General features: G+C 60.2%; 15 protein-coding genes. 3 read left to right on the top strand and 12 right to left on the bottom strand.

Going from position 1 to position 13,133, the window contains the following annotated elements:
* The first annotated feature begins 139 nt into the window (after positions 1 to 139).
* Positions 140 to 322, top strand: coding sequence for a hypothetical protein (locus PWG15_RS12485; RefSeq protein ID WP_275020165.1), 183 nt, complete (start codon positions 140 to 142; stop codon positions 320 to 322).
* A gap of 548 nt (positions 323 to 870) precedes the next feature.
* Complete coding sequence (locus PWG15_RS12490; protein WP_275020166.1) at positions 871 to 1,368, top strand: hypothetical protein; 498 nt, start codon at positions 871 to 873, stop codon at positions 1,366 to 1,368.
* Positions 1,369 to 1,533: 165 nt separating this feature from the next.
* Here PWG15_RS12490 and PWG15_RS12495 read toward each other — a convergent pair whose 3' ends face one another.
* The 4 genes from PWG15_RS12495 to PWG15_RS12510 are packed head-to-tail and all read right to left on the bottom strand — an operon-like array spanning position 1,534 to position 3,117.
* Positions 1,534 to 1,866, bottom strand: coding sequence for a phage holin family protein (locus PWG15_RS12495; RefSeq protein WP_275020168.1), 333 nt, complete (start codon positions 1,864 to 1,866; stop codon positions 1,534 to 1,536).
* A 1-nt stretch (position 1,867) separates the two neighbouring features.
* Complete coding sequence (locus PWG15_RS12500) at positions 1,868 to 2,113, bottom strand: hypothetical protein (RefSeq protein ID WP_275020171.1); 246 nt, start codon at positions 2,111 to 2,113, stop codon at positions 1,868 to 1,870.
* Positions 2,010 to 2,228 (bottom strand): hypothetical protein, encoded by a 219-nt coding sequence (locus PWG15_RS12505; protein WP_275020173.1) that lies wholly within the window; start codon positions 2,226 to 2,228, stop codon positions 2,010 to 2,012. The genes PWG15_RS12500 and PWG15_RS12505 overlap by 104 nt, the downstream gene beginning before the upstream one ends.
* Before the next feature lies 1 nt (position 2,229).
* Entirely contained in the window at positions 2,230 to 3,117 is an 888-nt protein-coding gene (locus PWG15_RS12510) for a chitinase (RefSeq protein WP_275020175.1), read from the bottom strand.
* 69 nt (positions 3,118 to 3,186) lie between these two features.
* Here PWG15_RS12510 and PWG15_RS12515 point away from each other — a divergent pair, with 69 nt between their 5' ends.
* Positions 3,187 to 3,309, top strand: coding sequence for a hypothetical protein (locus PWG15_RS12515; protein ID WP_275020177.1), 123 nt, complete (start codon positions 3,187 to 3,189; stop codon positions 3,307 to 3,309).
* A gap of 7 nt (positions 3,310 to 3,316) precedes the next feature.
* On the opposite strand, the gene PWG15_RS12520 is transcribed toward PWG15_RS12515, so the two are convergent.
* Genes PWG15_RS12520 through PWG15_RS12555 form a run of 8 tightly spaced genes read right to left on the bottom strand, consistent with a single transcriptional unit; the run spans position 3,317 to position 13,049 of the window.
* Positions 3,317 to 3,856: a hypothetical protein gene (locus PWG15_RS12520; protein WP_275020179.1), complete on the bottom strand. Its 540-nt coding sequence runs from the start codon at positions 3,854 to 3,856 to the stop codon at positions 3,317 to 3,319.
* Positions 3,857 to 3,870: 14 nt separating this feature from the next.
* The gene (locus tag PWG15_RS12525) at positions 3,871 to 5,226 is read right to left on the bottom strand and encodes a hypothetical protein (protein WP_275020181.1); all 1,356 of its coding nucleotides are present in this window, start codon (positions 5,224 to 5,226) and stop codon (positions 3,871 to 3,873) included.
* A 12-nt stretch (positions 5,227 to 5,238) separates the two neighbouring features.
* Entirely contained in the window at positions 5,239 to 6,759 is a 1,521-nt protein-coding gene (locus PWG15_RS12530; RefSeq protein ID WP_275020183.1) for a hypothetical protein, read from the bottom strand.
* Positions 6,759 to 9,506: a phage tail tip fiber protein gene (locus PWG15_RS12535; protein WP_275020185.1), complete on the bottom strand. Its 2,748-nt coding sequence runs from the start codon at positions 9,504 to 9,506 to the stop codon at positions 6,759 to 6,761. The genes PWG15_RS12530 and PWG15_RS12535 overlap by 1 nt, the downstream gene beginning before the upstream one ends.
* Positions 9,507 to 9,514: 8 nt before the next feature.
* Positions 9,515 to 9,919, bottom strand: coding sequence for a DUF6950 family protein (locus tag PWG15_RS12540; protein ID WP_275020188.1), 405 nt, complete (start codon positions 9,917 to 9,919; stop codon positions 9,515 to 9,517).
* Between the two features lie 3 nt (positions 9,920 to 9,922).
* A complete protein-coding gene (locus PWG15_RS12545) occupies positions 9,923 to 10,516 on the bottom strand; it encodes a DUF2163 domain-containing protein (protein ID WP_275020190.1) in 594 nt (197 codons plus the stop codon).
* Positions 10,513 to 11,166 (bottom strand): hypothetical protein, encoded by a 654-nt coding sequence (locus PWG15_RS12550; protein ID WP_275020192.1) that lies wholly within the window; start codon positions 11,164 to 11,166, stop codon positions 10,513 to 10,515. The genes PWG15_RS12545 and PWG15_RS12550 overlap by 4 nt, the downstream gene beginning before the upstream one ends.
* Positions 11,166 to 13,049 (bottom strand): phage tail tape measure protein, encoded by a 1,884-nt coding sequence (locus PWG15_RS12555; RefSeq protein WP_275020195.1) that lies wholly within the window; start codon positions 13,047 to 13,049, stop codon positions 11,166 to 11,168. Before PWG15_RS12555 ends, PWG15_RS12550 begins: the two co-directional genes overlap by 1 nt.
* Positions 13,050 to 13,133 lie beyond the last annotated feature (84 nt).

The raw sequence follows: 13,133 nt of genomic DNA on the forward strand, positions 1-13,133 counted from the left end.
CAGCGTTAGTTTTCTTCTCAGCCCACGGCAGCACAGCCCTTAACTGCTTGGGCGGGCAACGACGCCGGAGCACGCGCCTTTCAGTTCAGCCAATGGACCGAACTCTGGTGCCGTTGTTCAATTGGAGGAGGAATTGCGAATGTACGAGCGATACACTTACGACGCGCCGGAGCGCAAGTTTACGACGGGCTTGCCAGTCGGCGTGATGCTTCTCTCGATGGTGGTGATCGCTGCTTACCTACTGTTCGGAGGCGCTTCAATCGACAGCAAGCAGACAACCTCCGTCGTCCTTCCCAAGTCCGCCGCGGACACCTCGCGATAGCCCAATGCCGATCGACACGGCTCTGGCCTCACAACGCCAGCACCTATTTTTTGAGAGTTGTCTCGGACTTAGGTCTGATACTTCCCCCCGCAAAGGTCCTAATCCGTTGTCGAGCCCAAACTCCTCTGCCATTGCTGGTTGAGTAATCAACCGGCACGCGATGACAGTAGATGACGTCTAATGAAATCCCGGATTTCGTGAATGAGTTGATCGCGGCTGGGTGCGAGATCACGGCCATTGGCCAGAAGATGTACGTGATAAGCGAGCCGAAGGCTTCCGCAACCGAAGAGGTTCGTCGGATAACAGAAAAATACGGCGACCGAGACCCAATCAGGCTGGAGATTGTGAACTACCTCTGGTCGATCGGCCGATACGTGGAGCTGGCGTCCGAATGCCCGCGGCACTGATGGCGGGGCTGGTTCGTGCGACTCCCTGGCGTTGCATTCTGGCCACATTGGCGCATACTTTCTTTATCGCCGGGCTGTTGATCAGGGCCCCGGCGGCTGGAAGATAATCCGCGCTTTCGCCCCAGTATAGGAGGTCGCGCGATGTCTTCCACGACCAGGCAAATGGCGCTTCTCCCTCATGAAATGAATGAGATCGATCAGATCTTTCAAGACGTCCTGCGCGAACGCGGGCTGTCGCGCGATTGCGAGACGGCAGAAGCTATCGCAAGACGGATTCTCAATTGTTATCAAAAAGGCATCCGTGAGAGTGCCGCCGTGAAATGCGAAATTGGCCTTGAAAGGCGCGCGCAAGCGAACGCGGGCATGGTCGACCAAGTCAATCCGGAGGTTTCCATGCAGGAGATTGCTGCCGGACCAACCGTCCAGATCAGCCCCGACGAACTCGATATGCTTCAACGGACATTCGACCGAGTGTGCATCTGGTGCAGCATTCCACGCTATGGCAAACGCGCCGAACGGTTGGCGTGGCATATTACCGATCAGTTCCGCAAAGGAATGACCGACGAGGCTGCCCTGTTCGATAGCGCCATGTGGTTAGAGAGGATTTCTGACAGCGCTCGCAATCGGCCGGACGCATAAGGCATGCTCCTACAGTCACTCGGCGGAACGTTTTTGGCGCCCATACGTTCCCGTATTGCCAGCGATTACTCCCGCTGCGCAACGAGGCCGGGCTCCAAGTACCTTAAGTCCCTATCTTGGAGCCCGTTGCACCACATCCTGTTAGGCCCCACATGACGTCGGGGCCTATTTTCTTTCTTCGAGCACCTTTGCCCCAAACCATCGCATGAAGAGCACTTCGGATCCGCGAGGCCCGAGGTAGGCGAGTGCGGCGATCATTCCCGTCGCCATCGGTTGGCCCAGAGCAAGCCAAGTCGCCAGCCCTTCGCCGATGAAGGCCATGCCGACAGCGATCGGCATCTCCCACAGCAGTTCCTTGCCAAAAAACTTGCGTCGCATCTTTCGCACCTCGTTTGTGTGCCACATGAGGCGACCGGAGAAGACCGCGATAAGGGTGGTCGCCGCGCCGCCGAACCAGGCATTGAGCAGCTCGATAAGAGACGTGTACTTTTCCTGCATGTCAGCGATTTTCCCCGTGTCGCTCGCATTCCGCCTTCGTCCAGATCGCCGCGGCACAAATGCCGACGGCGGTCCGATCTATTTTCCGCTGATCTTCGGGCGTCGCCCCTCGCGCGCCGATCAGGTCTGTTCCGACGATGCTTCTAAGGGCCGTCACACTCGCCGGCGCCGAAGTTCCACAGCCCGCCAGCATCAAGGCAGGAATCGTAATCAGTGCGCTTCGAATGAGCGCGGCTCGCCGCTTCATTGTTCTGCCTTTCAATCTTGGTGGTGACGGACTGCGCGCCGTCCTCGCGGATCTCGACAACGAGCCAGGTGAGACCGGCGAGCACGAGCCCGCCGATGACGATGCGCGGCCACATATCAGCGGGCCTGCACGCGGTTCACCGACCAGCGGCCGGTGAAGAACATGAAAAGCGCGATGGAGCCGATGACGATCAGCAGCGCGGCGATGCCGCCGGCGTAAGGATTGTTGACGCCGAGAACCGCAGAAAGGCCAGCGCCGCCAAAGAGGCCGCCAACGGTTGTCACCGCCGTTCCGCTCTTCGCCACCGGCACATCGTCAGCCTTCGCCGCTTCCGGCTTCACGTCCGGCAGCTCCGCCGACGTCCGCGACGCCTCGAGCGCGTCAAGGAAGTTCCGATAGTAGCCGGCGATCAGCTTCGCCTTGTCGGTCCCGTTGATGATGGCGCGCGCGCCGACAGGGTCATTGGCGACCTGATTGAAATAGTCGCCGAGCTTGTTGCCGGTGAAGAGCCCTTTGATCATGCCGTCGAAGAGGATGCGAATGGCCGTTGCCATCTCTGCAGCCTTCTCCGGCGTTTTGGCTAGGCCGAACTTTTCATAGTTCTCCAGGCCGGTGATCTGCGGCAGACCCCGGCCGCGATAGAGCCAGCCGTCGTTGGGCGCCTTGTTGCCCATCCGACCGCCATAGACCTTGTTCGCCAGCTTCTGCGGATTGCGGGCGAAGGGCGTTGCACTGGCGAGCGTCGGGAAGCGAGACGGCCAGACCTGAGTGAGACGCTCGGCTGAGTAGCTGAGGTTCTCGGTCACCGGCTGCATCGTGCCGCCGGTCTCGTGAAAGACGGTCGCCAACATGTAGGCGAGATGCCGGTTATCGATCACCTTGCCGGTCGACTGGCGCCGATCCCACTCGTCGAGGATGGCATTCATGCCATCGATCTGGGATTGCATCAGGCGGCCGCCGAAAGGCGCGCGCCTCGCATAAGCGAGGAACGTGGTTCTATTCATCGGATTTACCTCTTCGTTAGGAAAACAGGCCACCATCCCGCACGGCATGATGCCGGCAGGGGGAGCATGATGGGTTACGATTGGAATGGCGCTCGCGGGCGCCGCATGAAGATCGTGCGATTTGGAACGGCCGTCGCACTGGCGGCCTTACTGGTATCGGTCGCGGCTCAGGTGGTGACGCGAGCGATCTGAGCGCGATCTAGAGCTTCAACGCCGCGACCCACATCGCATCGAATTGTTCGGCCGAGATACCGAGCTGAGCCGCGATCGTCGTTAGCAACGGATGATCACGCTCGAAATTCCCCGCATATTGCCATTCGATCTTGGCTTCGTCTTTCTCTTGGCCATCCGGCATCGCGTCGAGCGCGGCGTCGACCTGGACGATGGAAAAGCCGTTCTTGACTAGCCCAAGACGAAGCTGACGCGCGGTGAGCGGGCCCCTGTTGGCGGCCGCCTCGCGCTCGGCCTCCTCGGTGGCGAACTTCACCATGGCCTCGGCGTGACGCGCGTCGGCATCGGGCAATTGGTAGGTTGACAGAATAGTGTCATCCGGTTCGGTCAACGCGATACCAGTCGCGAGCGCCGCCGCTTTTGCATCCCTCACAAATTCGTCACGCGCGCTATTGATGACACCGCGCAAAACTGACTCCAGCGTCCACTGCTGCAGATCAGCGGTGAACTTGTGATGGAACGCCTTTTCGTCGATCTCGCTAAGGTCAAGCTCAACAATTCTCTTCACTTCCAAACCTCCTTTTACGGGTGCAGCCACTGCGCCGTCAGTCGGGTGTTCCACCCGGTGAACAGAAACGGATTTGATGAAACTCGGTAGGCGAACCAGTCGTTGGGGGACATTCTGGTCAGGATGGTCATCGTCTGGGTCATGTACCCCGGCCCAAGAACCAGCGCGCCCAGGACGCCGGTCCCGTTGCGAAGAAGTTCAACCGCAGTTTGGACACCTGCCCCCTGCACCGATCCGGCTATGAACATGCTGATAAGATACCAGCCGTCGAGCGGTACATGCACAGCATTCCTGCCGTTCAAGCTACCCCCAAGGGAGAAGCCGCCGCGATTGAAGAGAAATCCGCCCTCGCTAACGCCTACGAGCGTGTTTCCACCCGCGATCGTTATGTCAGCGCCCATGTTCGTGCATAAGAGTGGGGTTTCAGGGGTATGAACGGCTCCGCTTTTTCGCTCGGCGACCATCGACGTACCCAAATACTGGTTCGCGTCGCCCCAGCGCATAAGGGCCATATCAGCGCCAACGTTGCCGCCGGGCTCACCGATTCCAAAGCCGCGCTTCACCCATGCCCAGCGATTGTAGGTTGCTCCAGCAACTACACCCGTTTGGAAGTACAACGCGCCGTCGGCGTTGGCTGCGCTGATGTTGTAGATAAGGTTCCCGGTGACGCTTCCCATTGAGGACAGGTTGCCTGTCGCGTGAACGCTGCCTGATACGGTCCCGCCGCTCGCCGAAAAGGCTCCGATCTTCGATCGTATGTCAGCAGCCCCAACGGTTGTAGCGTAATAGTCTGTCCAGACCTTGCCGAGTTGGACCGCATCAATCTGGGCGATTAACTGCCCTTCGGTGGAGTGCCATCCCAGCATGACGTCATTGCTGGCACCCATGTTCGCGCCGCCAGAACGACGCACCACCTTTGCAGCGGTGGCGAAGGTCGCATCGGTGGTGGCCGCCACCAGCGTTCGGCCGTAGCTGGTGAACGTCGCCCACGCCATAGCCGCATTGCTCGTTGCATAGGGCACTTTGTCGGCGAGCATCGACGGCCCGAGGGCATTCAGGGCGGACAGCGTCGCCGTGTCCAGCCGCGTGAGATAGGTCGCAAGCGCCTGCGCGTTCGCAACCGTCTGCTGCCCATAGGCCGTGTCGCGCATGATCGCATACGGATAGGTGCCGGAAGCCCCCTTCCATTTGATCGCGGCGGTGATCTGGGTGTTGCTATCCACAGAGAGGATAGGCAACGGATTGCCGTCCGCTTCTGCAATCAGGATGCCGCCAGCGATCAGCGCTGTTTGCCAGGCCGTTCCGATGCCAGTGATCACAGCGCTGCCGTTCGTCAGGGTGACGGTCCCTGCCGTGTAAGAAGTGGTCATGTTGGGAGCTTCCTAAGCTGGAATGCCGAAGATGTAGTAGCGAATGCCACCAGGCGCGTAGGCGCCCGAAGTTTGCCAGGTTCCGGGGCTGTCGCCGCGATTGTAGTAATCGCCGACGTTGCCGGCGAAGGTGTAGAACCGGGCATTGTTCGCCGTTAGTTCACAGAAAGTGCTTTCCCCGGCGTGGGCTTGGCCGTTGTAGGGATATTTCAGCCGCTTCACGAACGGCAGGCGCCACATCGCGCCCCACGACATCGGCAGGTTGTTCTGCCCGAGGCTCGCACCGTTTCCGGCGCCGTGGTGTGTGAGGTATTTCACCATCGGGAACATGCCGGTCCCATCAAAGGGGATGTCCGTGATGACACCGTTGCCGGCGCCGAAGGTGAAATAGCCTTCCTTCAGGATCTGGACCTGCGGCCAGCGAGTATCGATGACGATATCTGCCCAGCCCGGCGGATCTGCAGAGCCAGGACGAAGGAACTGTACGACACGCCCGCCATCTTGGAACTGCCGAAGTACCTTGTTAGACCCGCCAGTTGGACCGCTAACGTCCTCCATGTAGAGCATGAAGCGCGCCCGCATCGCCTTCGAGGCTTCGAAGCCGATCAGGCTTCCGTCAAACCAGTACTCTCCGCCGAAATCGAGGACTTGTGGGTTTGATGGATACATGATCGTAGCGCTGTCGTAGAAGTGAACGTCAAGCGCAACGGTGTCAGGCAAAGGGATGCCAGTCTGGTAGTAGCTCACCCCGGCAGGAAGCGCGAAGTCATCCGCAGCAATGACCTTCACCGGCATCTTTGAGGCATCAAAGGCCATTTGCTGAACGGTGGCGGTATCGACGTTGTAACCGGGTTTGGCGATTTTCAACGCGGTCGATGATATCTTGATGGTCTTCGTCCCGTTCGGCGCCAAGACCGGAGCGTCATCCGGTGCGACATTGTTCCCCGGCAAGTTCCAAACGTTCAAACGCTTGTCGCGCGATCTGAACTTGTTGAAAGCATCAATTCCGTCATTCGGCGTGACGATGACGGGCATCCCGTATGCGAAGTTCCCCAGATTATTGTTGAGAACCATGTTTTCCGCCCATCCCATTTGGGCGTAGTTCCCCACGGCATAGAAACCACCCTGACCACGGTAGTATTCGCCGCTGTCGGTCCAGGCGACCATCTGTTGATTATAGCGGTTGCTGCCACCCCCCTTCTTCGCTTTCACGTCGAAGAGGGGAACGTTGTACCGAAGCGTAGGGAACGCCGCATTGCGAAAGCCCCAGAGCGTTCCCTGAGGAACGGTCAGCGACATGTAAGTGAACGTCGCGGCATTGGCGCCCGGCGGATAGTATGTGACGCCGTTGCCAGCCTGGAAGGTGTTCACGGCCCAGATGTCACACAAGCTCGCCTGAATGCCGAGCTTGCTGTTGTAGAGGAACTTCCACCGCTCACTATCCGGCGTCGTGCGCGGATCGTCTGCGCTATTCTTCATGATTTTGATGCAGGCGGAACCCGAAGAATCGATGCCTATCATGGTGCGGACCATCAGCTGTAGAACTCCAGAGTTGCGAGATTGAGGTTGAAATCGACCTTGCCGTTTTCGGAAAGAAACCTTCCAGCGCGGATCAGTCCCGCGTTTAGGACATTCAGACGCAACGCACCGTTCTCAAAGACGAAAGGGAGAAACGTCGGGCTTCCGGGGTTCCAGACGACGAACTGATCGGCCTTGACTGCAAAGCGGGATTTGAGCACCCCGCCTTCCGTGTAGATCTCGACGTAGAAGCCGCTGTCCTTGAACGCGTCCGCAAGGTTCGCGCGCAGCATCACCGAGAAGCGCGAGGTGACGCCCGACTGATCGGCGGCCGCCTCGAACTTTACCAGCCCCTGCGCAAACCGGCCGTTGAGATCGGCGCTTACCCCGTTGACGCTGGTCGTTAGTGCGCTGTCGGCGTTCGCACGGGCTTGCTCCTCGGCAATCAACCGAGCGAGATTGTTCCCGACCGTCGATGTCAACACCGTCGTGTTCAAGGCCAAGGCGCTGTCGGCGTACGCGCGCGCCTGCGCCTCAGAGAAAATGGCCGCCTTGTTATCTGCGGCCGAGGCCTTCAAGGACGTGATGTCTGACGCAAGCGCTCCATCTGCGTTGACGCGAGCCACTTGCTCTTTCGTCACCTCAGCCCGAACGTCACCGATCTGCGCAAGCACGGTGGAGATGCGAGCCGCAAGCGCCTCATCCTCCCTTGCCCTGACCAGCGTTTCGTCGGCGATCTTCGCAAGCGATGAGCCGACTTGCGCCGTGATCTCGTGGCGCTGTGTCTGACCGAGGGCGCTTTCCACCATCCACGCGACGGCTAACTCTTCGATCCGAGGCCGGAAGAAATTATCCAGCTCGGATTGAATGTCTTCAAAGCGGCTTTTTACATCGTCGCGGACCTGACCGAGACCGACCTGCAGCGTGAGAGAGCCCGTAGCCGTCGCCGTTGTCCGCCAGGCGGTAAAGGTGCGGAGGCGATCGGGGTTCGTCTTGATCGTTGCCCGCGCGACATAGACCTTCTCCGAGATGATGTTTTTGGTGGTCCGGTACCGACCACCCTCCGGCTCGCCGCACAGGTCAGTGAACTCTTCGGCCGAGCCGTCGACGCGATAGACAAAGAGCACATCGGTAATCGTCGGATCATCCGGAGGGTCCCAGACGAATTCGAGTGCCGGAACGTCGAAGCCGTTGCCGCCTTGGATCATGCCGGCGTGCACATCGAAGTTCTGCACCGTGAAGAGCTGCGACGGATTGATCGGCGCGACCGGCGGGATGATCACCGGGCCAGGCGCGATATCGCCGTCATCATAGATATCGGGGCCGGTCTCGGTCAGCATAAATGTGAGCCGAAGATCCGCGTCGCATCGCCACCCGGAAACCATCCAGGACTTGCCCTGGTACGTGACCCACTCACCCTCCATCACCTTCAGGCCGACGCGACGGCTGACGGGCACCGTCGCGGTACCGCCCTTGCGGTTCTGGCGATAGCGGATGTTGAGCAGGTACTGCGCGATGTCGGCATCGGACACCTGCAGGAAGTCGATCGATGTCTGCCGCGCGCGCTTGTCGGCGGCGACGTCAGCGTTGACGACGATCGGCTTCAGGCTCTCCGGGTTCCACATCGAATCTGGTGAGGTGAACTGGCCCGAGAGATGGTTGAAGAGATCGAAAGCCGACTTGCGCGGCTGGCGCGGCTTCGGCCGATCACTCGGAATGTCCGCATCCGTGATCGTCAGGACAGGGATCTGCGGCGCGCCGACGACGACACCCGAGAGCCCGCGGCGGTTCAAGCCATAACCAGCCATCGCATCGTCAAAGGCCGACAGCGCCTCGGTGTGATCGGTCTCAGAATTGACCCAGAGCGAGCACTGATAGATCGGCTTGCCCTTGCGCAGCGTCCGGCAATAGTTGATCGCGACGAAGTAAGATGACAGGTCAAGCTGTCCGAGCGACTTGCCCTCGCCGATCAGGGTACGGCCGGAGCGCAAGCCCTTCAGGCCGAGCTGGTAGTTGAGACGATGCACTGCCGGGCTCAGCGTGTGCGCCCAGGTCGAAGGCGTATTTAGCCGCTGCGGGCCATTGCCGCCCGCCACTGTCGAATCTTTCGTCGGGTCATACTCGCGCAGACCGCGCAGCATCCACTCGATGTCCGGCCGCCCCCTACCCGCATCGCGGAAGAACTGCAGGTGATAGTAGCGATAGACGACGACATAGCAGAGGCCGGAGAGCCGGCTGGTTGCCTTCCATGAATTGCCAAGTGCCGCCGTTTTCGCGACAAGCTCAGCATCCGCCACCTGCCCCGAGCGACCATCGTAGAAACGGATGTCGATTGAGCTGTTGCCATCACCATCGATAAAGCCCTCGACGAAGTAGCGCGCAGCCTCGCCGCCCGCGACCGGCTTCGCGACCAGATTGTACTTCTGGCCATACATATAGATGTAGGGCTCGAGGCCATCACACCAGCCGTTCGCCAAGATGAAGACATCGGCATTCATCTTGTTGCCTTTGTCCCACTTGGCGTAGTAGGCGCGCTGACCCTTCGTCTTGCCGATGCCGTAGAGCGTGCTTGCAGGCACGTCGCCGCCCATCTGGACTTCGCCCTGAACGGCCGTGAACTTCTGCTTCTTCTGCTGCTTTTGGCCGAGCTTCGTCAGCCCCAGCTTCGCGCCGAACGCCAGCGCTCCACCCACAAGATTGCCAATAACAGTCGAGCCGAACAGGGCGCCAAGCCCTGTCGTGACCAACGAGAAAATTGCCATGGAAGGGATTACCCGAGATGGAAAGTCGCGACGACGTCGGAAAGGCCGTGGTCGCTACGGCCCCTCTCGGTTTTGGTGATGAAGCGATTGCCGATGCAGACACCGACGTGCTCGGCGCCATCAGCGAGGCGCAGGATGACCAGGTCGAAGTAGCGCGCCGAGGCGGCGCCATCCGCATCCTGTGCCAGCTCGGCCGACCAGAAGTCGACAAGGCTCGAAAATCCGCGCCGGCGGAGCGCTATATGCGCGCCCCTCAGGGTCTTATAGGCGTCCTGGTATTTCTCGACGAGCGAGGTGCTGTGCAAGGCATCCGCCATGGCGCAGCCGAGGTGGAAGCAATCGGCCGGGCCATAGGCATAGGGGGTCGACAGCTCACGCTCGAGCGTGGCCGATCCGATACGAAACCGCTCCATGGCTTATCTCGAAACCTGTCCCCATTCCTCGGGGATCGTGCCGACGGTCGCGACATATTCGAGCCCGGTGTCCGTCTCGTCATTGTCGAACTGCTGGTCACCGGAGCTTCGCTTGATCAGCGTCTGTCCTCGCGCCGAGCGGCCGGGCGGCTGTAGCTCGATCGTCAGCGTCAGCAATCCGGAGCCCTTCGCGTCGAGCGCGTCGTCGTTGAAGCTGATCCGGTCGATCTCATAGAGGTTCGAAACGAGAATGCCGACAACCTCATTGGTGTTCGGCACGCCGGCGAGGTGCGTGATGATGACGGGCGAGTTCGGGTAGTCATATTCCTCGATCTTCGCGACCGCATCGTCCGGGTCTGTGACCGGGATATTCGAGAACTGGATTGTCCGGGTCGTCACAGCGACGCCGACATCGCTGTTGATGTCGCCGGCCTCGAGGAATCTATTTGGCAGGTACTTCAGGCCGTTATAGGTGAACGGACGCCCGCCACGATGATAGCCGACCGTCTTGCCCGGCAGATCGAAGCGGATCAGGTCAAGCGTTACGAACTCGCCGCTTTCGACGATCGCCTCGACTTCAGGAGAAAGCACGCTCATGAGAAGAACAGCTCCGTAGCCGTGAACTGGACATTGTAGTTCGGCCAGGACTTCGGAAGGCTGTAGCTGCCCTCGTCCATCTCCATGATGCAGGCCGGTTTCTCGAAGTGGACCGTATTCCCTACGGCAAAGGTCTGGGTGTCGAGCGCGAAGCGGATCGACAAGGTGACGACGCCGGCGCCGTTGGCCGTCGCCGGCGCTGTGATCCGATGCAGCGAGCGCACCAGCGGCGATTTGCGCACCTCGACATAGTCGCCGAGCGACAGCTGAAAGCCAGCCGGCAGCCCGTTGACGACGATCGCCAGTGGGCTCGTGATCGACTGAAGTAGAGCGTCCCCTACGAAGGCGCCCCCGCCAGCCTTCACACCGGAAAGCGGTGTGTCGCCCTGGTAGGCGATCGGTCGAGGCCTCTGCGGATCGTAGCCGGCGAACACACCGCCATCGCTCGCCAGCATGTTGAAGGCGTCGAATGCCGCAACCTCGGCCGTCGTCAGCTTGCCCGCGGCATAGGTCGCCACCCAGAACGGCGTGCCGCGAAACAGCGTCTCGGTGCGCCGGCCGAGCATGCGCGAAGTGCTACGGGTGCGGATCGGGTCGAAGGAAATCGACGGACCATAGACGACGGCGGGAAGCGCGATCAGATCCGGCATCAGTAGTCCCCGCCGTTCTGGCGGAGATTTTCCCGCGCGGCCTCGTTTCGTTTCATCAACTGGACGGTCTGCCCGCTCGCCTGTTGCAGGATCTTGGCAACCAGACCCTCGCTCAGTTCAAGCTGGATAACGGTGCGGCTATCACCGCTATCCCCGTTCCCGTTGTCGCGGATCTTCGAAGGCGCGATGATCCTGCCGTGCTGGGTCGGCGCGAACAACTCGTCCTCGTATTCGTTTATCTGGTAGATGCGCCCTGGTGACACATCGCCACCGCCGGCTCGCGCTCCGCCCTTGAGGAAATCACCAAGGGTCGTATTGGGCACAAAGCTCGGGGAAAAAAGCCCCTTGTTGCCGCCGCCAAACCCGTCAGAGACCGCTTCGATCAATGAACCGAAGAGACCCTTGCCATTCGTCTGAACGTTGATCAGTTCCGTGAGCACCGCCGCCAACGCTTCCTTGAGATCGAAGGTTCCGTCGATGGCACGAGTAAGCTGATCATCGAGCGTGTCACCCACACGCTGCGCCGCATCGCGCATCCTGTCTTGCTGATCAATCAGCTCTTCCTCGGCCGCCATCTGCCGATACTTCTGGTCGATCAGCTTGGAGATTTCCTGCCCCTCTTTCGAGGCGTAGGTGACACCCGCTTCGCGCAGCGCGATCGTCCGCTCGCGTTCGATATCGGTCAGCCCCATCACCGCCAGCTCGTCGCGCAACGACTGGATGACGTTCTCGATCGCCTTCTGTTCTTTCTCCGCCTCGCTGGTCGCCTTGGATCGGCCGCCGCCTGAACTCTTCGACGAAGATGAACCGGAAGAAAACGCGTCCTCGATGCGCTGTTGCGCCATCGCGCCGCGCATGATGTCGGCGGCAGACTGTACTCGACCGCCCTTCGGTGAAGCTTTTTTTTCGGCGCTGTCCGCAATCCCTGCCCGCTTGTCGATAAGGCTCTGGATCTCGTTCATCTCCTTGTCGATGCGGGAGATTTCCGAGGCACTGTCGCGACCAAAGATCGAGAGGAAGCTGTCTTCAGTCGTACCCTTCATGCTCAGCGCTTTATCGCGCGCCTGCTTCAGCATGGACTGCCGATAGAGAAGACTGCCGGTCTGCTGCTGCTCGAATGCGCGGAAGGAATCTGTGAAGCTCATGAACGCGCCGGCGGCGTCGACGATCGCTGACTTCAGGTTCGTGCTAACCGTCGTCGCGATCAGATTGAACTTCCGGTCGATCTCCTCGGCCCGCGCGACCAGCTCTTTATCCATCACCAAGCCAAGGTCATGAGCCGCCTTGATCTGGTCTCGAATGCCCTCCTCGCCCAGCCTGATCAATTGAAGGAACTGTTCGCCGCCGGCCCCGCCGAACACCTCATCCAGAATGCGGATCTGCGCCGCCTTATCGAAGTCCTGCAGCTTACCGATGATCTCGGTAAACAGGGCTGATGGGTCCTTCAGCTTGTCTTTCAGCTTTTCCGCATTATAGCCGAGGCGCCGGAAGGCCTCGGCCGCTGAACCGCCTCCCGTCTCGATAAACTCATCGGCGCGCAGGTTCAGTTCCTTGAGGCCATCCGTCAGGCCATCGACGGCAACGCGGTTCTGTTCTGCCACGAATTTAAGTTCCTGGAAGGCCTCGATCCCGACGCCCGCACGACGAGCTTCTTCCCCTACTGCCGCTATTGCACTCGCGGCGTCTTTGACCACGGCAACCGCCGACGCAGAGATAATGCTGGCGCCTAGGCTCGCCGCACCGCCGATCATACCCTTGATCCGGTTGAAGGAGGCCGCAATGTCGGTCGCCGACGATTTGGAAAGAGCCCGGATACGAGCAAGGGCAGATTCGAACCCCTTCGGGTCACCGGAGATGGTGACGGGAATATCAGGACGGCTCATCGGAGACCTCGCTCAATTAACGGGAACACTCGACCTTTCCTCCCCATAGGACTATGAGAAGTTGCAAACGCGGCACGGGAGGAG

Source organism: Ensifer adhaerens, assembly GCF_028993555.1.
Classification (GTDB): Bacteria; Pseudomonadota; Alphaproteobacteria; order Rhizobiales; family Rhizobiaceae; genus Ensifer; species Ensifer adhaerens_I.